Raw genomic sequence first — 23,611 nt, 5'->3', positions numbered from 1 at the left:
GCAGCGGGATGCGGGCCGTGGGCGGCAGGGGCAATGCGCGGGCGATCGTGCGGGGGCTTGCACTGTTCGCGCTGGGGCCGGTCGAACTGGTGCTGTTCGCGGCCCACTTGGCCGCGATCGCCGCGGCCTGCGTCGGCCTCGTCCTCCTCTTCCCGCCCGTCGCCGAGCGCAGCCGTCGGCTGGCGAACCTGGCGCGGAGGCTGGCCGGCGAGTGGTGCGGCGTGCCGGTTCCGCTCCCGTACCGCCCGAGACCGGCACCGCCGATACCCGGGCCGGACGGGATCCACCGATCGCTCGACGGCCGCCGCCTGTTCCTGACGGCGCGGATGTCGGGCTTCGAGCGCCGCTCCCGCTGGCTGTGGGAGGACCCGGCGACCTGGCGGGACGTGGCCTGGCTGCTGGCCGACCCACTGGTCGGCGGTGCGCTGGCGATCGTGCCGGCCGCCCTGATCTGCGGGGGATTCTGGGGTGCGCTGGTGTACGGGGCCCACGGAGGGGATCCGCTCGGCTGGGTCACCGGCGCGGCGGGCATCGTGCTCGGCCCGGTGATCGCGCCGAGGGCGTTGTGGCTGCACGGCGCGTGGACGAAGCTGCTGCTGGGACCGGCGTCCGCCACCGCGCTGGCGCGGGGCCGGGCCCGGCGGCACTGGCTCGGGGAGGGACTGCTGTCGACGTTCCGCTGCCTCGTGCTGGGCGTCCTCTCGCCTTTGGCAGCAGCACAGTTGGCGGTGTGCCTGCTGGCGTTCGTACTCACCGGCCCCCTCATCGCGATGCGAGTGGCGGTATGGGCCCGGTGGCTGCCGAACCTGTTCCGGCACAAGGGCCGCGAATGGTCCGGCCTCGACCTGCCCGAGCCGTACCTGCCGGTTCTCGACGGGGGCGGCACAGGTCCGGAGGACGAACGGCCCGCGACGCCGTCGGCGTGGTGGGCCGGTTTCAGCAGCCGGGCGCGGTCGTTGGGGTACGACCCGGCCACCTGGCGGGACCTGCTGTGGCTGGCCTGCCAGCCGATTGTGGGCACTGTCCCTCTCCTGCTGCCCGTCGCGATGATCGGCTACGGCGTCTGGGGACTCGGGCTGCCCGCCGCCGAAGTTCCGCTCGGCAACAGCCACTCACCGTGGTACGGCGAGCTGTTCGGATCGGTCTGGACGGCCCTGGCGGGCGGCGTGGTGCTGCTCTTCGCCGGGCTGAGCACCGCGCCGGTCCTGCTGCGCCTGCACAGCCGGTGGCTGCCGCTGCTGTTGCGGCCGACGGCCGGGGCCAGGCTGCTCGTCGAGCGGGAGCAACTCGCCGCGCGGGTCGAGCGGCTCACCGAGACGAGGGCGGCCGCCACCGACGCCCAGGCGGCCGAGGTGCGCCGGATCGAGCGCGACCTGCACGACGGGGCGCAGGCGCGGCTGGTCGCGATAGGGATTTCGCTCGGCGCGGTCGGGGCGCTGATCGACAAGGATCCCGAGCAGGCCAAGAGGCTGGTCGAGCAGATCAGGGACAGCTCGGCGCACGCCCTGGCCGAACTGCGCGGCCTGATCCGCGGTATTCACCCTCCGGTCCTCGCCGAGCGCGGCCTGGTCGACGCGATCCGGGCGCTCGCCCTGGACAACCCCCTGGACGTGCGGGTGGACGCGGACCTGGACGGCCGCGCCGAGCCGCCCGTCGAATCGGCCGCGTACTTCGCGGTCGCCGAGGTACTGACGAACGCGACCCGGCACTCCGGAGCCGACCGCGTCCGGATCGAGCTGCTGCACACCGGCGGTCTCCTGCGCATCACCGTGCTGGACGACGGCGGAGGCGGCGCCGACCCCGGCATGGGGAGCGGACTGCGCGGGATCGAGAGCCGGTTGGGGACGTTCGACGGTAGGCTTGCCATCAGCAGTCCGCAAGGCGGTCCGACGACGGTGACGATGGAGCTGCCGTGCGTGTTGTCCTCGCCGAGGACCTCTACCTCCTCCGGGACGGCATGACACATCTGCTGTCCGCGCACGGTTTCGAGATCGTGGCGGCGGTGGCGAGCGGACCGGAACTGCAACGGGCGCTGATCGGCGAAGAGCCCGACGTCGCGATCGTCGACGTGCGCCTGCCGCCGACGTTCACCGACGAGGGTCTGCAAGCGGCACTCTTCGCCCGCCGCCGGAAACCGGGGCTGCCGGTGCTGGTGCTGTCCCAGCACGTCGAGCAGCTCTACGCCCGCGAACTGCTGGCCGACGGCGCCGGTGCGATCGGCTATCTGCTCAAGGACCGGGTGTTCAACGCGGAGCAGTTCATCGACGCGGTGCGCCGGGTCGCCGCCGGCGGCACCGCGATGGACCCCGAGGTGATCGCCAAACTACTGGCCGGCAACGCGCGCAACGCACCGCTCGCCACGCTCTCACCGAGGGAACGCGATGTGCTGACACTGATGGCCGAGGGATGCTCCAACACCGCGATCGCATCCCGACTGTTCGTCAGCCAGGGCGCGGTCGGGAAGCACACGGCGAGCATCTTCGGCAAGCTCGGCCTCGGCTTGTCCGACGACACGAACCGGAGGGTGCTGGCCGTACTGGCATACTTGAACGGCCAACGCGGTCACCAGCGTTGAGACCCGGCAGGTTGAGGCAGGCCTAGAAGTCGAGCGTCTTGAAGGTGACGACCGCAGTGTCCTGGCCTTCCCAACGGATGTCCACGTTCACCACGTCGGCGTGGAGGCTGCCCGGCGGCTTGTCGATGCCGAGAGCGAGTCCTTCCTCCCGCTCCGCCACACCGTCGGGACCCGCTCCGCCCACTGGCCGACTACGGTCACCGGAAAGCGAAGCGAGCCAGGGGCGGGCATCAGCGCGCGGCATGCGGAAAGTGCCCGACTCAGTGCTGCCCATCAAACTGGTGAGCTTCGTGTTCCGGCTCACGCGACGCCCGGGGACGTGCGTCGCTAGTGCGCCACGAGGTCCCGGACGCAGTCCGGTGCCCGCACGCTGTCCAGCAGTGTCGGCAGGTCCGCCTGGATCTCGTGGGCACGTGCGGCTCGCCCTCCCACAGGCGTGGGGCAGGCTCCCACTCCCCAACCCACCAACCGCAATGCCGATACATGCCCATAACGTGATGAATCGAGCACCAGGTAGGGTGGTCGCGACAGCACATCGTGAACCGGAACAAGGAGCAGACGTGAGCGCGTCGGCGTCCATCGCCCTGCAGCAGGAGATCGCCCGGGAGCTCCAGGTCGCCGAGACCTTCGAGGCCGAGCGGGAGATCGAACGCCGGGTGGCGTTCCTCGCCGAGCGGCTGACCTCCAGCGGTCTGCGCTCCCTCGTGCTCGGCATCAGCGGCGGCGTCGACTCCACCACCAGCGGCCGGCTGTGCCAGCTCGCCGTCGAGCGGGCCCGGGCCGCCGGGCACGAGGCGCGGTTCTACGCGATGCGGCTGCCCTACGGGGTCCAGGCCGACGAGCACGACGCCCAGCTCGCGCTCTCCTTCATCCGGGCCGACCACGTGCTGACCGTGGACATCAAGCCCGCGAGCGACGCCGCGCTCGCGGCCTCGCTGGCCGCAGACGTGAGCTTCCGCGACGCCCACCACCAGGACTTCGTGCACGGCAACATCAAGGCCCGGCAGCGCATGATCGCCCAGTACGCGGTGGCCGGGGCGCACAACGGCCTGGTCGTCGGTACCGACCACGCCGCCGAGGCGGTCTCCGGCTTCTTCACCAAGTTCGGCGACGGCGCGGCCGACCTGGTCCCGCTGACCGGCCTGACCAAGCGCCGGGTGCGCGCCGTCGCGGACGCGCTGGGCGCGCCCGCCGAGCTGGTGTGGAAGATCCCGACGGCCGACCTGGAGACCCTCGACCCGGGCAAGGCCGACGAGGACGCGCTCGGTGTCACCTACGACGACATCGACGACTTCCTGGAGGGCAAACCGGTGGACGAGCGGGCCTTTGAGACGATCGTCCGCCGCTACCGCCTCACCGACCACAAGCGACAGCTGCCCGCCGCCCCCTAACAGTCTCTTCCTGGTGTCCTTGCATGACCCGGGGGCAATCCCCCGGGCCATGCGCGGCAAACCCCCGCTCCTGCAGGGGGGTTGACCGGATGGGACAGGCGCATGGTGCGCAGCAGAGTAGAGGGATGCGCCCTCGAATACTTCGATCCGTCGCAGCTGCGTCAGCCACGGCTGTTGCGGCAATCGCACTGCTGACGGGCACCGCGGCCGCCGCCCCACCGGCTCCCGCACCGGTCACGACCCGCTCCGTCTCCTTCACCGGTTCCGGCGGGATCACCTTGCACGGCACCGTCTTCGCCCCCTCGAACTCCCCTGCCGAGGCGACCCGTAGGCCCGGTTTGGTGATGGTCGGTGGTTCCACCAGCGCCGCGCACGCGACCCCCGCCACCACTGCCCTGCGCCCGGAGGCCGAGAGCTATGCCCGGCGCGGCGTCGTCACCCTCGTCTACGACAAGCGGACCGTCGGCTACTCGACCTTCCACCACGACTACGCGCAGCTGGGCGACGACGCGCTGGCCGCTCTGCGTGCCCTGGACCGGCAGCCTGGCGTCGACCCTGCCCGCAGCGGCCTGTGGGGGCTGAGCGAGGGGGCCTGGGCGGTGTCTCTGGCCGCCGCGAAGTCGCAGGACGTCCGGTTCGTCGTGACGATCGGCGCTGCCGGGCTGCCTCCCGCCCGGCAGACCGGCTGGACCGACGAGCAGTTGTTCCGGCATGCGGGCCTGTCCGGCTCCATGCCCGGCGCCGTGAACCGTGCCCTGCGGCTGGTGTCGTCGGCGGGGCTGTACCCGGCGGCCGACTACGACCCGCTGCCCGCCTGGCGTCGGCTCCGCCAGCCGGTGCTGCTGCTGTGGGGCGACCGGGACCGGCAGGCGGTGCCGGCCGAGAGCACCCGGCTGATCTCCGCGGCGCTCGCCCAGGGCGGCAACCGCCAGGTGACCGTCCGATTCCTGCCCGGCAACCACGACCTGCACACACCGACCGACGACGGCTTCCCCCACACCCCCACGCAGATCCCGGGCGCGGCCGACCTGGTGGCCGGCTGGATCAACGACCCCAGCCACACCCCGCCGCCCGGGCTCGGCACTTCCTCCCCTACTCCGCACCAGCTCACCGCGAGCCGCCCACTGGCGCCGATCAATGTAGGCCTCGAGATCGCCGCGGCGACGGCCCTGCTGGCCGCGTTCGCGTCCTATCCGGCGACAGCGGCCACCCGCCGTCTCATGGGCCGCCGCACCGCACCCGCGGTGAGGGCCCCGGCCCGGCTGCTCGCCGCCACCGGCCTGGCCGGCACCGGTCTCAGCCTCCTCTATCTGGTGTTTCTGGTGGCCGACACCGGCGGGTATACGCTCGGCCCACTGCTCGGCGGCCGCACCCTGCCCTGGCTGGGCCTGCAGGTCCTCGCCGCGACCACGGTGGCCGCCACGGTGGCGACCGCCGCCCTCTGGTGGCGAAGGCGGGACGGCGGCGGCGCCGTCCGGCTCGCGATACTCCTCGCCGGCGGGCTGCTCTTCATCCCCTGGGCGCTCTCCTGGGGGCTGCTGCTCCCATGACGAGCGTCGACCGTGAGCCGAGTTGATGGACGAGAAGTTTCTCGGATGCGGCCGCAACCTCGGGGGGTGCCGCACGTCTGATGAGTTGAAGGCGCCCTTCAGCTGTTGTTCCAGACCGTGTTTCCGTCACTTGCTCGGGAGAACCTCATGTCTTTGCACGCCAAGTGGAACTACCGTCCCCGCCCCCGGGTCCTGGGTGCCGTCACCGGGGTCGCGCTGCTGCTGGGCGGCGGCTTCGCCGCACAGGCCGTCGCCGACTCGAGCGCGAATCCGGCCCCCGCCGCACCGAAGGTCACCACGACCGGGGACGCGGCAACCCCGCAGGCCGCGTCGAAGCCCGACGTCTCAAAGCCCGCCGATACCCCGAAGGTCGTCGACGCGGGCAAGCCCGGCACCGGGACCGCCCCGGCCGGAAATGCGCCCCGGGTGATCCACCCGGGCAGCGGAGTCCAGAAGTAACAGCAGCGACAGCACCACGGGGCGGGCCGGTCTTTCCGCAGGCCGGCCCGCCCCTCCCGCAACGGATCGAGGCCCATGCAGTACGCCATTCCCGCAGCGCCGCCCTGGTGGTCCCGCCTGCTCTCCCGCATGCCCCGGACCGGGGATGCGCCGGTACGGGGACATCGCCTGCGGGCACTTGGTACGCCGTACGACGACGAGCCGCCGCCCACACTCACCGATCTGTACCGGGCACGGCGACTCGACATGGTGCGGCTCGCGCTGTTCCTGGTGGACGATCTGCACACCGCCGAGGACGTCGTCCAGGACGCCTTCGCCGCCATCTGCCGCACACACGGCACCTCGCTGGACGGACTCCAGGACCCCGGGGCCTACCTGCACACCGCCGTGGTCAACGCGTCCCGCTCCGTGCTGCGCAGACGTCGCACCGCACGCGCCTACACCCCACCCCATCAAGGTTACGGGCCGCCTGTCGATGAAGGGCTGCTGCTCGCCGAGGAGCACCGTCAAGTTCTCGATGCCATAGGACAATTGACACAGCGTCAACGGGAGGTGCTGGTGCTGCGCTACTGGTCGGAGCTGACCGAGGCGCAGATCGCGCATGCGCTCGGGCTGTCGCGCGGCGCGGTGAAGTCCACCGCGAGCCGCGCGCTGGATGCCCTGGAGAAGAAGCTGGGGGCGGGCCGATGAAGCCGGATACCGAAGACCGCCGGTTTGCGACCGAGGACCGGCTGCGCGCCGCGCTGGCCGCCCGCGCCGCGCTCGTCACGCACCGCGACCTGCGCCGCGACGCACCCCCGCAGGGACGCACTTGGGGAGTGCGCCGGGTGCGCAGGGTTGCCTTCGCCGCGCTCGGTGTGGCTGCTGCCGTGGTGGCCGTGTGTCTGCTGGTGCTGCTGCCGAGCAACCCGCGGGACCCGGCTCCGGTGTCACCCGCCGGCACCCCGGGCATCAGCGAACCATCACCGTCCACACCTACGCGCCCGGTCGACCCGTCCGCTGCGGACCCCCATGTGATCCACCAGCCATAGATCACGTGCGGATCGCGGCGGGTGGCCGGCCCTACGAAGGCCCGCGGGCGATGAGCAGGTGGACCACGCGGGCCAGTTCGGCGGCTCCGGCCGGGTCGTCTGCGTAGCGGGCGACGGTGATGGGAGCGACCCAGGGAAGGACGATGTCCTCGGTGGCCAGGAGGTGGCCCAGCGCCAGCAGCGCGGCGCGGCCGTTGCCGTCGTCGAAAGGGTGGAAGAACGCGACGTCGAGGTAGAGGCGGGCTGCACGCGCGGGGAGGGGGAGGCCCCGGTCGCGGCTCTGGGCCATGCACGCCGAGAAGCGTTGCGGGGTGTCGGCGTGGATCCCGTACCGTTCACGGCCTCCCTTGGCGTATGCCGGGCCCGTACGGAAGGCGACGCGGGGAAGTCCGAGTACGGTCTCCTGCCAGGCGCGGAGCCGTGCGAAGTCGAGCGCGCGGCCGGCGCGCGCGTCGGTACGGGCCTGCTGCCAGGCCGCGCCCAGCCGCCGGGCGCGGTCCTCGCCGCGGGTGGGGCCTGACGCGGCGGCGCGGTCGGCGATCCCATCGCGCTCTCCGCACACCGGGCCGGGCAACAGAGGGCAGGCGCCGGCCCAGTCGACCTGTTCCCGTACGTCCTGCCAGATCAGCAGGGAGTCGGCGCTATGCACGGTCGGCTATCTGCTCGGCCACATCGTTGATCACCGGCAGGCGTGGCTCGTGCCAGCTCTCGAACCGGCCTGCGATGGCGTCCTCCACCCACTTCTCCGCCCGTGCCGACTCGACGCCGTTGCGCTCCAGGTACCAGCGGAGCACCAGTTGGCAGTGCCGGTACCAGCCGGCTTCGCAGGAGGTACGGTCCAGCACGAGTGTCACCAGCCGGGCGACCGCCCGCTCCCACGCCCAGCGCCGGTCCTCGGGCAGGGCGCCGGGGGCCGGAGAGAGCAATGCGAACTTCTCGGCCAGCTCCTCAAGCCATCCCCGCCACTCCCCCAAAGCCTCTACGACCCGGTCGGTGGTCTCCTCCCCGGTCGTGACCGAATCAGAAGGGCAACACCAGGCAGCGACAGGGCCGCCGTCATGCGTCGAGTCGTGCCAGCCCACGACCCAGAGGCCGAAACGGTCGACGAGGGCACGGGTCACCGCCTCCTCGTAGCGGTAGCCCCTCGACCCCAGGCTGTCGTCCTCGGGAATCGCGACCGCGGCCACGATGTCGTACACGGCATCCGCGTCGAACGGACGGCCCGTCGGATCGAGGTCCGGCCACCCCTGGTTTCGCAGAAATAGTTTCTCATCCACGCAGGTCAGGGTGTCATGACACGGGTCGGAGGGGCGACAGTGCGCAGGCCGGTCCCATCGGCACAGGGGGCCAGCCCTACCCACAGTGGGCGGACAACGGGATCCCTTTCGCAATCTTGCCCGGAGATGCTGGGTCCACAGACCAGTTGCTTCCCACCCACCCCACAGGAGTTCTTCGTGTATGAGCGTGCAGGGGACAAGTCCCCTTCCTCCAGGCGGCGTAGCCACCGGCGCGGTGCGGTCTCGACGGCAGTCGCCGTGGCCGCCGGCATCATAGTGATCGGTGCACTCGCGGCGCCCCCGGCGGTCGCCGGCTCCGCGCCGGACGCCGTCCAGCGGAGCCTGAACGCGTTGGTGCGCGACGACGGGCTTCCCGCCGCGCTGGCAAGCGTCAAGGACCGCGACGGACGGACCCGTACCTACACGGCGGGTGTCGCCGATCTGGACACCAAGGCCAAGGTGCCCGTCGACGGACAGGTCCGCATCGGCAGCAACACCAAGGCGTTCACCGCCGTGGTCATGCTGCAGCTGGTCGGTGAAGGAAAGGTCGGCCTCGAGGCCCCCGTCGACACCTACCTGCCGGGACTTCTGCGCGGGGACGGTATCGACGGACGCACCGTCACCGTCCACCAACTGCTCCAGCACACCAGTGGCCTGCCCGACTTCGCCGAGGCTCTCGATCTCGTCGCCACGCGACGCCAGTACTTCGAACCCCGCGAACTCCTCGACCTGGCCCTCGCGCGCAAGGCCGAGTTCTCCCCGGGCACGAAATGGGCGTACAGCAACACGAACTACCTGGTCGCCGGCCTGATCATCCAGAAGGTCACGGGGCGGCCGGTCAGTGAGGAGATCACCCGGCGCGTCATCAGCCGCATCGGACTGCGCCACACCTACTTCCCCTCCCCCGGGGACATGACCATCCAAGGCCCCCACCCCCAGGGCTATTTCCCGGAGAAGCCGGGCGGGCCCTTGCGTGATTTCACCGAGATGGACCCGTCCTCGGCCTGGGCCGCCGGTGCGATGGTCTCCACCAACACCGACCTCAACCAGTTCTACGGCGCGCTCCTCGCAGGCCGCCTCCTCGCCCCCGCGCAGCTCGCGCAGATGCGCGCCACCGTCCCCGCCGACGCTCTGGGCCCCGGCATCCGCTATGGCTTGGGCCTGGAGAGCAGGCCGCTGTCGTGCGGCGGCGTTTACTGGGGTCACGGCGGAACCATTCCGGGATACCGGACCCGTGGCGGCGCCACCGAGGACGGCCGCGCCGTCGACATCGCGGTGACCGCCGTCCCGACCGGCGCGGCCGCGCGGCACTTGGAGGAGGCCGTGGACGCCGCCCTGTGCCGCTGAACCCGTGGCGGCGCCCGGAATCTCGCCTCGGCGGCGACGCCCGACGTAGTGAAAGCCACCTCCACCGGGGCGGGGAGCCGGACGTGCCGAGGCGACGGGCAATATCCTGTCCGATCTCGCCAACAACGGCTGCATCAATGACCTCCCGGCCGTGCTCGGCTGATCAGGCTGCTCCACAGCGGCCCAACCGATCCGCTTTCGCGACACTTCGAGATGGGTGAATTCCGTGCCGCAGCGCAAGAAAAAGCTCAGCCGCGCTCTTGCCACCGTCGCGCTGGCCGTGGGCCTGGCGTCCGTCGTCGCCGTCCCGGCACACGCGAACAGCAGCAGTGACACGCAGAGCTGCACCGCCTCCTGGTACGGGGCCCCTGGCGAGATCCCCGACAACTGGCCCACCGCGAGCGGGGAGCCGTTCGACCCCGAGGCGATGGCCGCGGCCAGCCGTGAGCTGCCGTTCGGCACCGAGGTCCGCGTCACCAACACCGACAACGGGGAATCGGTCACCGTGAGAGTCAACGACCGGGGCCCGACGGACACGGGCCGCTGCATCGATCTGACCAAGGGCGCGTTCAGCCGGATCGCGGACACCGACCGGGGGCTCGTCGCCGTGACCCTCGAAGTCCTCGACGACTGACGCCCGTGGCATGCCGGTCGCTTGCAACGGTCACACTTCCCCGCCGCCATCCGTCATTGCGGTGACAGCAACATGCAAGCCCATAGGGAGATGACGATGGAAGCGCGTTCGATCACTGCCGAGGTTCCGATGGCGCCGCGGATGGCCGATGACCCGCTGGAGCTGGTGCCCGAGCTGGCGGAGGTGTCGGCGGCACTGTTCAAGGCCGCCGGAAACCGGTCGGTGCCGCGGGCCACGATCAGTCTGGTGCAGCTGCGGGCCGGCCAGATCGTCGGCAGCACCTACTTGACCGTTCTGCACACGGGTTTCCTGCGCAAGGCCGGGGAGTCGGAGGACCGGATCACGGCGGTCGCGTCCTGGCAGGACGCACCGTACTTCACCGGTGCCGAGCGTGCCGCGCTGGCGCTGGTGGAAGCCGTGCTCCAGCCGTCCGCACACGGCCAGAGGGTCTCCGACGAGCTGTACGCACAGGTGGCCGAGCACTATGACGACAAGGCGCTCGCCACTTTGATGATCGCGATCGGGCAGGTCAACTTCTTCATCCCCATCGCGCTCATCGCCAAGCCGGTCCCCGGCCGGTCGTTCACCGATCCCTGGAAGTAGGAGGTCCCCGCGCCCTGGGGCGCGTAGTGGGTTGCGGTCAAGGCCTCACCCGAAACAGTCATTGTTCACAACCCAATACGCACCCTGGCGCCCCATCCCGCAAGCAACTTTATGCAGCGAGCGGGAAAGGCTTACGGCAGCCAACCGCATTGGAGGCGTCACCGTGAGTCGCACTCACCGAACCATCCTGGCACTCGCAGCAAGTACGGTTCTCGCCGTTCTGGGAGTCGTCGCAGCCGCACCAGCGCAGGCAGCCCCCGCGTCGCTCTTCGGTGACGTGTGCAGGCTGCTGCAGAACGGCTCTGTTGCCGTGGGCGCCGGCGTCGATGGGACCTGCCCGGGCTAAACCTCGTTCGTTCTGTGTCTCCAGGGTGAATGTCTGGTCAGGCAGGACGTGACCAGGCGAGGCTTCTGGTCGTCGCGCTGGTGCTTTCACGCACCTCGCCTCGTCCGAGGAGCCTCGCTCGGTCCCGTGTCCTGACAGGCCCGACGTCCCTCACACAGATCCCAGGCGCACGCCCAGCCGTCGTACCCGGTAGATGCGGCGGTCGTCCACCCAGAGCCAGCCGTCGGCCAGCGCGTACCGTCCCTGTGCGTCCTCGCCCTCCTCGACGATGTCGATGCCTACGGTGACCAGGCCGTCGGTGGGCACGACCTGGCCGCGGTAGCGCCAGGTGAACTCCCCCGCCGTCAGCGGTTCGAGGGTGGCACTCGCGGCCGGGGTGCCGGAGGCCGTGTTCAGGAGGTGGAACTGCAGGAGTTGGGCCATGGCCTCCACGCCCAGGGAACCGGGCTGGACCGGGTCCATGAAGAAGTGGGCCTTGAAGAACCACGCGCCGGCATCGACCGGCTTCTCCGCTCGCAGTCTGCCCAGTCCGGCCGGTCCGGCGCCGGGCCAGTAGCCGGTGACGCGGTCCAGCATCCGCAGCATCCGACCGGGCAGTCGAGGGCCACCGGGGTCGCGGTCCACCGTGAGGTCGGCGCGGTAGTCACTGGACCGGCTCCACTGAGCGCGTTCCTCGGCCTCGGGGGGAATCCCGGTCTGCTGGGCGAGCGCGGTCTGCGGAAAGAAGCCGAAGGTCGAGGTCAGGGTCATCAGGGGCGCCCCGTCGGCGGTGCAGTCGACGGTGAAAGAGACGATCGTGGTGTCCCCGTGTCGGGCAGAGCCGGTCAGCTCGACTCTGGTGCGCAGCGTTCGTGCGCCCGGCCGTACGTTGGCGTGCAGCCTGCAAGTGCCGTCGAGGTTGCGGAAGACGAGCCGGGGGCCGGCGGCGATGGAACGGTCGGCGGTGCGGACGGCGAGCCAGCCGCAGGGCTGCAGTGCCACTTCCATCAGGACGGCGTAGGGCATCACGGGGGTGGCGTTCTGCTCGAAGTACCAGGCCTCCTGCGGTACGTCGTACTCGGCGACGATCGTGCTGCCCGGCCGTGGGTCGTCCAGGGGCGCGTCGATGGACGCGATCCGGCTCATGAAGTGGTAGGGCGGGCCCGGCAGGCGGATGACGGAAGCGGCCTTGTCCAGGACGGAGGCCGGGGGACCGAATGCCTGGCTGGGGCTTCCCCACGCGCAGGCGAGCAGGGAGGGGTAGCCGAAGGCGAAGCCGTTCTCCGTGGCCACCGGGCGGGGTTCGCGGTGGCCTGCGAGGCCGGCGAGCTGCCGGGGTTCGAGGTGTACGCCGGTGGTCTGTTCGCGGTGTGGTCCCAGGTGCCGCCAATGCTCCAGCGGGGCGTCGCGCACCAGGCGCAGTGCCAGGTTCTGGCCGTGGAAGGCGTGTACGCCGTCCACGCTGACCATGACCTCGGCGTGGAGTTCGGGCTCGGGTCCGGCGCGCAGGCCGCCGACGTGGACCTCGTAGACGATGTGCCGGCTGGTGGGGGTGGCCTGGCCGCGGCAGCGGGACCGGCCGGTGATGCCGGGTACCGCCTCGAAGCGTGCTCCGTCGTGGTGGATGGTCAGTCCGAGCGCGGCCAGGTGGAAGGCCACGGCCTGCTGGGCACCGTGCATCATCAGGGTGCCGGGCAGGACGGGGTCGTTCTTGAAGTGACCCTCGAAGTACCAGGAGTCGGGATGGATGCGGGTTTCCGCCCGAAGGTATCCGCGGCCTTTCGCCCCTCCGGTCGGTTCGAAGGCGGTGACTTCGTCGATGAGCAGGAGTCGGCCGCTGTCGATGCGAGGTGTTCTCACGTGGGAGCGGGTGGCGTTCCAGGCGGGCCCGAAGCAGTCGTAGGGCCTTCCGTCGGCGAAGGCCCGGACGGCCTCGGCGTCGAACCGCCGGGCGGTGGGGGGAGGGTCGAAGGGGTCGAAGGGCAGGTCCGGGGAGATGGCCTCGCCCGGGGTCCATCGGATGCCGTCGGCCGCGGCGAGCTCGGCGTCGGTGAAGAATCCCGCCTGTCCATTGCGGATGCTGGCGATGAGCTGGTCACCGACGAAGCAGTCGTAGCGGAAGAAGAAGAGCCGGGTGCCGAGGTGTTCGGCGTGGCCGTCGATGTGGATCGCGTAGCGCAGGGTCTGTCCCAGGCCGGGCGCGGTGCCGTGGTAGGTGGCTTCGCAGCCGAGGAGGCGGTAGACGCGTTCGCCCCGGTTGAGCAGATCGATGCCGAGCCAGCTGATCAGGAGCAGGTCGGCTTGTCCGGCTTCCATCAGGAGGGCGCCCGGGATGCGCCCGGTGGCGTCGAGGAACCAGCGGTCGGGAGTGAGGTCGGTCTCGGTCCAGATGGTGCCTGTCCCCATCGACCCCGGTTGGGCATCGATCCCCGTGACACGGTCGATGAGCAGGAGCGGCGGCCCGGGGAGCCTGGTCTGGCGCCGGTAGCCGTCCTGGGGCTCGAACAGCGGCCCGAGGAGGGCGGAGACGGGACCGTCCGCGAGCTGTTCCAGCTGGGCCCGGTCGAACTTCGGTCCGGGCAGCCCGGGTTGCCGAGTCGGGGGTGGTGTGCCGGGACGGTCGAGCGCGGTAGGCGTCGGGCCGCCCGTCATCAGCCGCCGTCCGTGGAGGTAGCGCTGGTGCAGGGTGGCCTGCTCCGTGAGGTACTGCGTGTGCAGAGCGGTGGCCCTGGTCCGGTGCCGCGCGATGGCTGCGGCGCGGGCATCCACCGGCGGGACGGTCGGCGGCGCGACCGAGGGGGCTTCCTGGCTCGCCGGAGAAAAGGCCGGTGCCGGATCCAGCACGGTGACGAGACGGTGCGGCACGGGCAGCCGGACGGCGGGGGGATGTGCGGGCACACGCAACACCCGCCCCGCCGACGGCGCGTCGGTGTCCACCGGGCCGAGCCGGCGCAGCAGCGGTGCGGGGTCGCAGAGCCCGGCTGCCGCCAGGCGCTCCACCGACCGGCGCAGCCGGTGCTCGGCACGCCCGCCGGGTTCGTCGAGCGCCACCGCCAGGTGTTCCCGCCCGTCGAGGATGCGGCTGATCCATTCGGTGCACAGGGAGCGGGGGCCGTGCTCGATGAAGACGCGGACGCCGTCGGCATAGGCCCGTTCGATCACCGCCGGGAAATCGACGGTCCCCATGGCCTGTCCGGTGACAGCGTCGGCTGCGCTCTCCTGGGTCGGGAGGTACGGTTCGGCGGTGTCGCCCCGGTAGAAGCGGACGCCCGGGACCGGCGCGGTGGGCCGATGGTGCAACCCGTGCCACGCTTCGCGGACCATCTCAAGTTCCGGGGCGTGAGCGGCGATGTCGTAGTCGAGCCGGATCGAGTCGTGGGGGAAGTGGTGCCGCACGACGGCGGCACAGGCGCGCTCCTCGCCGCCGATGACGCAGACACCGGGGGCGTTGATCGCCATCAGGTGCACGGCCGGCTCGTCGGCGACAATCTCCCGTACCCGCTCCGCCTGTGCGGTGACAAGGTAGTTGCGCCAGCGGCGCCCGGTGATGCCCTTGTCCTGCCAGGCCCGGCGGATCGCCCGGAACTCACCCGCCACCTCGTGGGTGAACAGCGTGCTGCGCCGGGCGTCCTCGGCCAGGGCCGCGGCGTCGGGCCATGCTTCCAGGGCGACCAGCGCGGAGGTTTCCCCCGAGGAGTAGCCGATGGCCGCGTCGGGTCGCAGGCCGAGCACGTACCGGGTGATGATCGTGTGCAGGGCGGCGAGCCGGGTGGTGGCCCAGATCCTTCCGAGCACATCGGTGTCCGCGAAGTCCGGTGGGGGCCAGGGGGTGCCATCGGTGTCGCAGCGCCGTCGGGCGGCTTCGGCGAGATCCGGAAGGGCGAGCGTCAGCTCCCTGCCCATATTCGGGTAGGCGGCCGAGCCGTTGGTGTACACGAAGGCGACCTGGCCATCGCGCCGGGCGGGCGCGGCGACCAGGGGGGCGGCGCGCAGCCGGACGCGCCGTTGCGTGCTCTCCAGGACCGGGACGACGGCCTCGGCCGTGCGCAGCCCTGCCGCGAGGTCGGCGAACCGCCCCGGCCGCGGTCGGACGTCGTAACGCAGGGCGGTGACGGCGGTCGCGACGGCCAGCAGGCCGCCGGCGGCGTGGGGGGTGCCGAACAGCGCGGAGTTGTCGCAGCAGTCCGTCGCACCGTTCGAGGGAACTGTGCTCACCCGCAAGTCCGGCGGGCCGCCGCCGGTTTCGTCCAGGAGCGCCAGGACCGGTTCCCCCGCCCGCTGCGCGTCCGGCAGGCGTTTGAGGACGAGGACGACCGCGGCGTCTCCCGGTTCCCGGTCCACGCCGAGGTCCCGCAGGGCCGCCCGGTGCACGGGGTCGTGCGTGAGGTCGGCCGCTCCGACGATCACGGCGTCCGCCTCGTCCGCCCGCAGGAAGCGGGCGGCCAGGCCGAGGGCCGCGGTGCCGGAATTCTCCTCGGCCGATACGGTGAAGCCTGGTCCGCCCAGGTCGAGTTGGCTGTTGATGCGGTTGGCGACGATGTTCATCATCGCGCCCAACACCCCGGCCGCGGTGCCCGGAGGGGAGAAGGCGTCCGGGAGCCCGGTCGGCGGGCCGGGCGGCAGGGGCAGTCCGGAGCGCTCCCAGAGGAAGCCGATGCGCTGCCGCGCGGCGTATCGGCCCACTTGCGGATCGACGCCGGCCCCGACGACAACGGCCGTGCGCAACGACGGCAGGGTCACCCCGCGGGCCGCCTCGCGCGCGGCGTCGAGGACCAGCAGCTGCTGGGGCAGGGCCTCCCGCAGGTCCACGGGCGGGAACCGCAGTCCCTCCAGGGCGAGTTCGACGGTGTCGCGCTGCTCCCGGGCCGACCGCCCCGTGCACACCGCGGTGACGAAGTCCTCGGTGCCGCCGTCCCGCCCGACCCGCACGGCGAGCGCGACCACGGCGACGGGAACCTCCTGCGCCCGCACGGCCGGAACGGGAGGGGGCGGCGCGGCGTGTGCATCCCAGGCATCGAGGACGAGGTGGGCGTTGGTGCCGCCGAACCCGAACGCGCTCACCGCGGCCCGGCGCGGTCCGGGCCAGTCCTCGTGTTCCGTGAGCAACCGGAGGGGCCCGCCCTCCAGCGCCGTGGAGGTGCCGTCGTGCGGGGGCGCCGGCAGCACGCCCGCTCCGAGCGCGGCGATCGCTTTGAGCACCGCCGCCGCACCCGCCGCGGTCAGCAGATGACCGACGTTGGCCTTCACCGACCCGACCGGCAGGGCGCGGTGGGAGGAGAAGACGCGCCCGGTCGAGCGGACCTCGACGGCGTCGCCGACCGTCGTCCCGGTGGCATGGCATTCCAGCAGCCCTACGGACTCCGGCGGCACCCCCGCCGAGACGTAGGCCGCGCGCATGGCGCGTTCCTGGCCAGCGGCGTCAGGGGCGATCAACCCCGAGGAGCGGCCGTCGTTGCCCAGCCCGATGCCGCGCACGACCGCGAGCACTTGCCGGCCCTGGGCCAGGGCGTCGGGGAGCCGCATGAGCGCGATCAGGGCGGCGCCCTCGGCCGGGACCAGGCCGTCGGCCTCCCGGTGGAACGGCCGGCTGCGCCCGGTCGGGCTGAGTGCGCCCATCACCGCGAAACCACCGTGGATGAGCGGGATGTCGCAACGGCTCACCGCGCCCGCCAGCATCAGGTCCGCCGACCCGTCATGGAGCCGGTCACAGGCGAGCTTGATCGCGTACAACGACGTGGCACACGCCGCGTCCAAGGCGTACGCGCCGCCCTCCAGCCCCAATGCGCGGGCGGCGAGCAGGGACGGCAGTCCGGAGGAGAAGCGGTTGAAGGCGTGCGGACGGGGCGGTACCGATGCCAACAGGGCGTCGCGTACCGGGGGTTCCTGGGCCGAGAGCCACACGTGCTCGGTGTGGCGGACGGCGGCGGTCGAGGGGTAGGAGAGATTGCCGAGCACCAGGCCGGCACGGAGCGTTGCGGCGGCGGGGTGCCCGGCCTCGGCGAGGGCCTGCCGTCCGGCGTACAGGACCCACTGGAAGAGGGGGTCCAGCCTGAGGATCTCCGAGGGGGCGAGGGCATATCCGGTGGGGTCGAAGACATCCTCGAAGCCGCGGACGACCCCGCCGATGCCGGTGTTGGCGCGCCCCGGGTTGTCGGGCGGCGCGGAGGTCGTGGGCACCCCCCAGCGGTCCTGCGGGACCGGGCCGAGGCTGACACGGCGGGCAATGACGTTCCGCCAGAAGGCCTCCGGGGCCAGCGCGTCCGGCAGGACGCAGCCCCGCCCCACTACGGCGATGGGTTCAAAGGGCATCCGTGCCTCGCCTCCCGCCACCCTTGTCCTCTCCCTGGGACGTTGGTGGTTTGTCGGGTCGTTGGATCAGCTCGACGTCGAGCAGGTCGGCGAACGGGGTGCCGTCCTGGTATGTCAGTCGGAGGTGGCACCGAGCGCAGGTGCCCTCGGCACGAACGGGCAGGACGGTGCAGGTGAGGGGCGCCTGTGCGGGGCCCCGACGGTAGGGGCGGAATGTGCCGACGGCCATCGGGAAGGCCGTGTTTCCGAGGGCTTCGCGTGCCCAGAGTGCGGCGAGTTGCAGAGCGCCGTCGAGGGCGGCCGGGTCGGTCTGCCAGGTGTCACCGGGCCAGCCCAGTGCGGTCGCGCCGACGAGGGTGCCCCGGGCGCCGGCCGGTCCCATCCCTTCGATGCTTGTGAGTGCGCGCATCATCGGGCCGTGGAAGAGCAGGTGGTCACCGTAGATCTCGCCCTGCTCCCAGGGCGGCAGGTCGGCAGGCTCGTCCGTGGCAGCGATCCGGGTTTCGCCCGTCGGACTGTCGTCGGCCTCCGCGCGTGCGCTGCAGTGCAGTCGGTCCGTGGCCCAGCGCACTTCCACGTCCAGCGAGTCGTGCCTGTGGGCCCGGCTCGTGCCGCAGAGGGTGAACTCCTTGTCCTGACTACCTGTTCCGTCCCAGGTGACGGGTTGCAGCACCCGGACGTCCCGCAGCGCCAGGGCGGCGGACCCGGGGATCCAGTTGTGGGCGGCTGCGAGGATCCATTCCATGGTCTGGGTCAGGGGCAGGACCGTCCTGCCGTGGATGCTGTGGTGGGCCAGCTGCGGATGGGTCGCCGGGGTGGTTCGGGCCCGGGCAGGCTGGGGGTGTCGCCGACCGGGTGACGGCAGTGCGGTGGGGCGTTCCTCGTGTGCGGGGCCCGGGGCGGGCACGGCCATGAGGACGACACGACTGTCCGCGCCCGAGTGGGTCATTTCCTCGACGAAGGCCTGGGCGCCGACCGGGACGCCCAGCAAGGGCACCCCGGACGACGCGAAGTGGTCCGCCAGTGCCGGGGTGACCATGCCGCCCTGCCAGGGGCCCCAAGCCAGGGCACTGACCCGGCAGCCGGGGCGGGCGGCCGCCTCGGAGGCGGCCACGTGGCCGAGTGTCTCGTTGGCCATCGCGTAGTCGCTCTGCCCCGGGTTGCCGAAACAGCCCGCCACGGACGAGAACAGGCAGATGCTGCGCAGGGGGTCGGCAGCCGTGGCGTCCAGAAGGGTGCGCAGCCCGGTGGTCTTGGTGCCGAATACCTCGTCGAACTGCTCGTCGGTCTTGTCGGCGATGCGCTTGTCCGCCAGCACGCCCGCGCCGTGGACGATGCCGGTCACCGGTCCCCACTCGGCGCGGAGGGAGTCCAGCGCGGCGCGTACGGCCTCGGGGTCGCGGGCATCGGCCGGGATGTAGCGCACAGGTGCGCCGGCCTCCTCGATCGCGGTGAGGGTCGCCCTGATCTCGCGGACCGCGAGAATGCGGCGGGCCTGCTGGGCGAGGGCGGCAGGCGCGTCGGCCGTGTTCCGCTCGGCGAGGGCCCGTACGAGGCCGGGTTCGTCCGCCTCGGGCGGCAGTCCCGGGGGTTCTTCCGCCAGTTCGGTGCGGCCCAGCAGGGCGAGGTGCGGCTTGCGGGCCCGGGCGAGTGCAGTCACCGCGGCAGCAGTCACGCCGCGAGCCCCTCCCGTGACGACGAGGACGTCGTCGGGACCCGGGCCGTCCGTCTCGGAACCCGGCACCGGGGACACGGTGGCCGGGACGGCCAGCGTGGTCACCCTGCTGCCGTCCGAGGGCAGGCCCACTTCCAGCAGTGGCCCCCCGTACAGCAGTTCGTCGACGACGGCGTCGGCCACGGCCTGCGGCGAACGCCCGGAACGGGCGCAGTCGACGGCCTTGAGCACGGCCTCGGGCCATTCCCCGGCGAGCGTTCGGACAAGGGCCACCAGGCCGCCGAGCCAGGCCCGCTCACCGTGACTTCCCCCCACACCGAAGTCGCCCCCGGTGTCCTGCACGGTGACGAACACGCCGCCCTCTTCCGCGAAGCGCGGGGCCACCAGGCGCGCCGCGGTGAAGGCCTCGCGCTGGACGTCCAGCATGGCATCGCGGGTAAGGTCCTCGGCGAGACCGCCCAGCAGCAGTACCGCCCGCGCCTGCGGGGTGAGAACCTCGACCGTTTCGGCCGGTACTCCCCGCGCGTTCAGGCGCTCGGCCACGAGGGTGGCGAGGCCGGATCCTCCGTCGACCACGTGCAGCGGGGCTTCTCCCAGCCCTGGCATTCCCAGCCCGCTCGGCGGTACGGGCACGGTGCGCAGCGTGAATCGCCCGAGGGTGGAGGAAGCCTGTCCTGTCGTCAGGGCGGGACGGCCCTCCTGTGCCTGCGGCAGGGCCGGCTCTGGGCCGTCGGCCAGGGACCTCAGTTTGTCGACGACCTGCCGGAGCGTCCGTAGGGAGACCAGTTCTCCGGGATCTCCCTGAGCCTCGGGCAACTCCCCCACGCGCTGGCGCAGCAGAGAGAGGATTTCCACGCGTTTGATGGAGTCGATGCCCAGCTCGGACTCCAGCTCCATGTCCAGATCGAGCATCTCGACCGGATAACCCGTCCGTTCGGCCACCACCTCCAGCAAGGTCTCCTCGAGCCGGGCGAGGTCGAAGTCCGCAGGAGCCGGTGCGGGGGTGGGCACGAGGTCGGCTGTGATGGGCGCCGGAGCCATGACGTTGTCCGGCTGCCAGAGGACTGGTGCCGCGGCGTCGGGCACATGGCCGACGTCACCGGTCTGTTGCGGCATCACGGCATCGGGAGAGCCGACGAGAGCCGCGAAAGACATCTCGGACATCTTCAGAAAGGCCATGTGGGCCTCGCTCACCGACCGCAGATAGACGGCATGGGCGTCGACGGTCTGGCGCTGGGCCTCCTCGATCTCGGCCGCCCGGCCGTCCTGCCCGGCAGCCGCGGGGTAGCCGTATCCGGCCGGCGCGGGCATCAGGGGTGGAGGCACGGTCGGTGCGGGTGGCATCGGCTGTGGGGGTGGCGCAGAGGGTACGGACGGCCCGGGTGGTACGGCCGGTGCCAACGGTTCAGACGGAACCGCCGAAGCAGGCCGTGCGGGAGGCACTGTCCGTGTCGGAGCCGTGATACCGGACCCGGGAAACATCGCCGCCAAGTCGGCCCGGGCGGATGCGGGCGGGCGTGTCAGCCAGGCCGCCCCCTCCGACCCGGCTGCCGCCTGCGGCGGGTAGCGCCGCCCGAGGTTGCCGCCGTCGATCTGTACGGTCATGCCGCGCCGTCGCTTCTCCTCCGGGGGCCGGGGCAGGGCGTAGTGCCGCCAGTAAGGCACGAAGTCCAGAGCGATTCCATGGACGGCGAGGCGGGCCAGGGCCTCCTGGAACGCCGTCACCCCGTGAGTGCCACGGCGGTCGAGGGGGATGGCCAGGTGGGGGCGGTCGCCGAGGATCCGGTTCACGAGGCCGGTGAGGGTGGAGTCCGGTCCCGTCTCGACGAAGGTCCGTACCCCTGCCGCGTACATGGCCTCGATCTGGTCCACGAACCGCACGGGTTCAGCCAGGTGACGGGCCAGACGGGTACGGATCCGCTCGGGGTCGTCGGGGTAGGGGGCGGCATCGGTGTTGGAGAAGACCTCCAGGTGGGGTGCCGCGACGTCGGCGTCGGCCAGGGTCTCGGCGAAGGGTTCACCGGCGGCCGCGACGAGGGGGCTGTGGAAGGCGGCTGACGTGGCCAGCGGCATGGTGGCGATGCCGGACGCGGCCATCCGGCCGGCCACCGCCGCGATCGCTTCGGCCGTGCCGGAGACGACCGTCTGCCGGGGGGTGTTGAGGTTGGCGATCCACACGTCCGGTACACCGGCCTTCTCCAGGGCGTCACGGGTCTCGTGCTCCCCCGCCTGGACCACCAGCATCGCGCCCGGGGTCACCGCTGCGACGGCGCGCATCGCCTCGCCCCGGCAGCGGGCCAGGTGCATGAGCGTTTCCGCGTCGTAGGCGCCTGCCGCGTGCAGGGCGGTGAGCTCGCCGAGGCTGTGGCCTGCGACGCAGTCCGGTTGGAGGCCGAAGTCGTCCAGCAGGGCCAGGAGCGCGACGCTGTGCGCGGCGATGGCCGGCTGTGCCCACTCGGTGGCGGTGAGCAGCTTCTGTTGCGCGGCGCGTTGTCGCCGGGGCACGGGAGGCGGGAAGACCACGCGGTGCAGAGGCGTCCCGTCGTGCCCGGGGCCGCCGTGCGCGTCCCAGGCCGCCAGTGCCTTGGGGTGGTGTGCCGCCAAGTCGCCGCCCATGCCCACGTACTGGGACCCCTGGCCGGGGAACAGGAAGGCGAGACGGCCCGGCTCGGCCGGTCCCTTGCCGAAGCGCAGTTGCGGCGAGGAGGGGCTCTCCCCCGCACGCAGCGCGTCCGCGGCCCGGCCGAGGCGCTCGGCGAGTGCCGGGGCATCGGCGGCGATCACCGCGAGGCGCCGGTCGGCGCCGGGCCGGAAGGCTTCCTGGCTGCGGCGGGCCAGGGAGGCGAATCCGCGCTCCGCGGACGCGCTGCCGGCGTCCGCTGCCCGCCGCAGCTCCTCGACGCTCTCGCGCAGGCCGTCGGTGGTGTCGGCGCCGAGGAGGAAGAATTCGGTCGGGGCGGCGCGCAGCCGGGGCCGGGCTTCGGCGCCGTCCCGGCCGTTCCCGGACGGCAGGTGTTCCTCGAGCGTGACGTGGAAGTTGCTGCCGCCGAATCCGAAGCTGGAGACGGCCGCACGCCGTGGCGCCCCGGCGGCCGCGCGGACCCAGGGGCGGGTGACGCTGTTGAGATAGAACGGGCTGTTCTCCATCTCCAGGCCGGAATGGGGGCGCTCGGCCTTGATGGTCGGCGGCAGTACCTTGTGGTGCAGGGCGAGGACGGCCTTGAGCAGTCCGGCCGCCCCTGCCGCGCATTTGGTGTGACCGATCTGGGACTTGATCGATCCCAGCGCGCACCATTGCCGGTCGGCGCGGCCGGGCGTCTCGAAAACCTCCCGCAGGGCGGTGAACTCGGCCAGGTCACCCGCCTTGGTGCCGGTTCCGTGGGCCTCGACGAGTTCCACGCTGTCGGGTGGGTAGCCCGCCTCCTCGTAGGCCCGGCGCAGGGCCATGACCTGTCCTTGCGCCCTCGGTGCGTAGATCGCGGCGCCGCGTCCGTCCGAGGAGCTGCCCAGGCCGCGGATGACCGCGTACACGCCGTCCCCGTCGCGTTCGGCGTCCGCCAGCCGTTTGAGCGCGAACATCACGACCGCCTCGCCGAGCATGGTTCCGTCGGCGTCCTCCGAGAAGGGGCGGCATTCCTGTGTCGGGGACAGCGCCGGGGTGGCGGTGAAGCAGCCGAACATGCCGATGTCGTTCGACACGTCGACGCCCCCGCCGATCACCAGGTCGGCGCGGCCGAGGGAGAGCTCGTCCAGTGCCGTGGACAGGGCGGCCAGCGAGCTCGCGCATGCCGCGTCCGTGGTGTGGTTCGTGCCGTGCAGGTCGAAGTGGCTCGCGATGCGCCCGGCGACGACGTTTCCGAGCAGACCGGGAAAGGTGTCCTCGTCCTGGTCGCGGTAGTGCGACGCGATCCGGTCGCTCACCGCCTGGGCCTCCGCCTCCGGCAGGCCGTGCTCGCGCAGGGCCTTGAGCCAGACCGGGCGCTGGGAGCGGGCGTTGGACTCCACGAGCAGGTTCAGTGCGGCCGCGCCGAGGATCACGGCGACCCGGTCGCCGGACGGGCGGACGGCACGGCCGTCGGCGGCATCCCGCAGGACCTGGTCGGCCACCAGCAGCGCCAGCAGTTGGGCGGTGTCCGTCGAGGCGAGGGTCTGCGGTGGGATGCCATAGGCCAAGGGGTCGAAGTCCACCTTGGGGAGGAACGCTCCTCGCCGGGTGTAGACCTTCTCCGGTGTGCCCGGTACGGGGTGGTAGTAGTCGTCGATCAGCCATCGGGTCGGGGGGATGTCCCGCATGAGGTCGCGGCGGCCGAGGATCAGCCGCCAGCTCTGCTCGACGTCGCGGGCGTCCGGCAGCAGGGCGCCGAGGCCGACGACCGCGACAGGCACCCTGCCGCCCGGAAGTGGCTCATCTGGCATGGCATGTCCTTCCGTTGCG

At 71.9% G+C, this 23,611-nt stretch carries 15 protein-coding genes; 10 read left to right on the top strand and 5 right to left on the bottom strand.

Annotated features, from left to right (window positions below):
• Positions 1–17: 17 nt before the first annotated feature.
• Together ABD269_RS10475 and ABD269_RS10470 are read left to right on the top strand one after the other, a co-directional pair.
• The gene (locus ABD269_RS10475; RefSeq protein ID WP_344117510.1) at positions 18–1,961 is read left to right on the top strand and encodes a sensor histidine kinase; all 1,944 of its coding nucleotides are present in this window, start codon (positions 18–20) and stop codon (positions 1,959–1,961) included.
• A complete protein-coding gene (locus ABD269_RS10470) occupies positions 1,913–2,575 on the top strand; it encodes a response regulator transcription factor (protein ID WP_344117509.1) in 663 nt (220 codons plus the stop codon). The genes ABD269_RS10475 and ABD269_RS10470 overlap by 49 nt, the downstream gene beginning before the upstream one ends.
• A gap of 22 nt (positions 2,576–2,597) precedes the next feature.
• On the opposite strand, the gene ABD269_RS10465 is transcribed toward ABD269_RS10470, so the two are convergent.
• Positions 2,598–2,759, bottom strand: coding sequence for a hypothetical protein (locus tag ABD269_RS10465; RefSeq protein ID WP_344117508.1), 162 nt, complete (start codon positions 2,757–2,759; stop codon positions 2,598–2,600).
• 376 nt (positions 2,760–3,135) lie between these two features.
• On the opposite strand from ABD269_RS10465, the gene nadE reads away from it, so the two are divergent.
• From nadE to ABD269_RS10440, 5 genes are all read left to right on the top strand, one after another.
• The gene (gene nadE, locus ABD269_RS10460; protein WP_344117507.1) at positions 3,136–3,966 is read left to right on the top strand and encodes an ammonia-dependent NAD(+) synthetase; all 831 of its coding nucleotides are present in this window, start codon (positions 3,136–3,138) and stop codon (positions 3,964–3,966) included.
• Between the two features lie 125 nt (positions 3,967–4,091).
• Positions 4,092–5,516 carry an alpha/beta hydrolase family protein gene (locus tag ABD269_RS10455; protein ID WP_344117506.1) on the top strand — a complete coding sequence of 475 codons (1,425 nt, stop codon included), beginning with the start codon at positions 4,092–4,094 and terminating at the stop codon, positions 5,514–5,516.
• Between the two features lie 147 nt (positions 5,517–5,663).
• Positions 5,664–5,975: a hypothetical protein gene (locus ABD269_RS10450; RefSeq protein ID WP_344117505.1), complete on the top strand. Its 312-nt coding sequence runs from the start codon at positions 5,664–5,666 to the stop codon at positions 5,973–5,975.
• Between the two features lie 75 nt (positions 5,976–6,050).
• Positions 6,051–6,665 (top strand): RNA polymerase sigma factor, encoded by a 615-nt coding sequence (locus ABD269_RS10445; RefSeq protein ID WP_344117504.1) that lies wholly within the window; start codon positions 6,051–6,053, stop codon positions 6,663–6,665.
• Entirely contained in the window at positions 6,662–7,006 is a 345-nt protein-coding gene (locus ABD269_RS10440) for a hypothetical protein (RefSeq protein ID WP_344117503.1), read from the top strand. Before ABD269_RS10445 ends, ABD269_RS10440 begins: the two co-directional genes overlap by 4 nt.
• Positions 7,007–7,037: 31 nt before the next feature.
• Here ABD269_RS10440 and ABD269_RS10435 read toward each other — a convergent pair whose 3' ends face one another.
• Together ABD269_RS10435 and ABD269_RS10430 are read right to left on the bottom strand one after the other, a co-directional pair.
• The gene (locus ABD269_RS10435; protein WP_344117502.1) at positions 7,038–7,655 is read right to left on the bottom strand and encodes a Fic family protein; all 618 of its coding nucleotides are present in this window, start codon (positions 7,653–7,655) and stop codon (positions 7,038–7,040) included.
• A complete protein-coding gene (locus ABD269_RS10430) occupies positions 7,648–8,283 on the bottom strand; it encodes a hypothetical protein (protein WP_344117501.1) in 636 nt (211 codons plus the stop codon). Before ABD269_RS10430 ends, ABD269_RS10435 begins: the two co-directional genes overlap by 8 nt.
• A 258-nt stretch (positions 8,284–8,541) precedes the next feature.
• Between ABD269_RS10430 and ABD269_RS10425 the strand changes: the two genes are divergently transcribed.
• The 3 genes from ABD269_RS10425 to ABD269_RS10415 all read left to right on the top strand — a co-directional run bounded on the left by ABD269_RS10425 (position 8,542) and on the right by ABD269_RS10415 (position 10,867).
• The gene (locus ABD269_RS10425; RefSeq protein ID WP_425572868.1) at positions 8,542–9,630 is read left to right on the top strand and encodes a serine hydrolase domain-containing protein; all 1,089 of its coding nucleotides are present in this window, start codon (positions 8,542–8,544) and stop codon (positions 9,628–9,630) included.
• A 226-nt stretch (positions 9,631–9,856) separates the two neighbouring features.
• Positions 9,857–10,264, top strand: a complete 408-nt coding sequence (locus ABD269_RS10420) for a septal ring lytic transglycosylase RlpA family protein (RefSeq protein WP_344117499.1) — start codon at positions 9,857–9,859, stop codon at positions 10,262–10,264.
• Between the two features lie 96 nt (positions 10,265–10,360).
• A complete protein-coding gene (locus ABD269_RS10415) occupies positions 10,361–10,867 on the top strand; it encodes a carboxymuconolactone decarboxylase family protein (protein ID WP_344117498.1) in 507 nt (168 codons plus the stop codon).
• Positions 10,868–11,363: 496 nt separating this feature from the next.
• On the opposite strand, the gene ABD269_RS10410 is transcribed toward ABD269_RS10415, so the two are convergent.
• Positions 11,364–17,501 (bottom strand): beta-ketoacyl synthase N-terminal-like domain-containing protein, encoded by a 6,138-nt coding sequence (locus ABD269_RS10410; protein WP_344117497.1) that lies wholly within the window; start codon positions 17,499–17,501, stop codon positions 11,364–11,366.
• Entirely contained in the window at positions 17,491–23,592 is a 6,102-nt protein-coding gene (locus ABD269_RS10405; protein WP_344117496.1) for an SDR family oxidoreductase, read from the bottom strand. Before ABD269_RS10405 ends, ABD269_RS10410 begins: the two co-directional genes overlap by 11 nt.
• Positions 23,593–23,611 lie beyond the last annotated feature (19 nt).

The organism is Streptomyces blastmyceticus (genome assembly GCF_039521185.1).
Classification (GTDB): domain Bacteria; phylum Actinomycetota; class Actinomycetes; order Streptomycetales; family Streptomycetaceae; genus Streptomyces; species Streptomyces blastmyceticus.
This window is presented reverse-complemented; position numbering and strand designations above follow the sequence as displayed.

Bases quoted from the DNA above. Each gene is read 5' to 3' on its own strand.
- ABD269_RS10455 (WP_344117506.1), top strand. From the start codon at position 4,092: ATGCGCCCTCGAATACTTCGATCCGTCGCAGCTGCGTCAGCCACGGCT.
- ABD269_RS10450 (WP_344117505.1), top strand. From the start codon at position 5,664: ATGTCTTTGCACGCCAAGTGGAACTACCGTCCCCGCCCCCGGGTCCTG.
- ABD269_RS10445 (WP_344117504.1), top strand. From the start codon at position 6,051: ATGCAGTACGCCATTCCCGCAGCGCCGCCCTGGTGGTCCCGCCTGCTC.
- ABD269_RS10440 (WP_344117503.1), top strand. From the start codon at position 6,662: ATGAAGCCGGATACCGAAGACCGCCGGTTTGCGACCGAGGACCGGCTG.
- ABD269_RS10415 (WP_344117498.1), top strand. From the start codon at position 10,361: ATGGAAGCGCGTTCGATCACTGCCGAGGTTCCGATGGCGCCGCGGATG.
- ABD269_RS10410 (WP_344117497.1), bottom strand. From the start codon at position 17,501: ATGCCCTTTGAACCCATCGCCGTAGTGGGGCGGGGCTGCGTCCTGCCG.
- ABD269_RS10405 (WP_344117496.1), bottom strand. From the start codon at position 23,592: ATGCCAGATGAGCCACTTCCGGGCGGCAGGGTGCCTGTCGCGGTCGTC.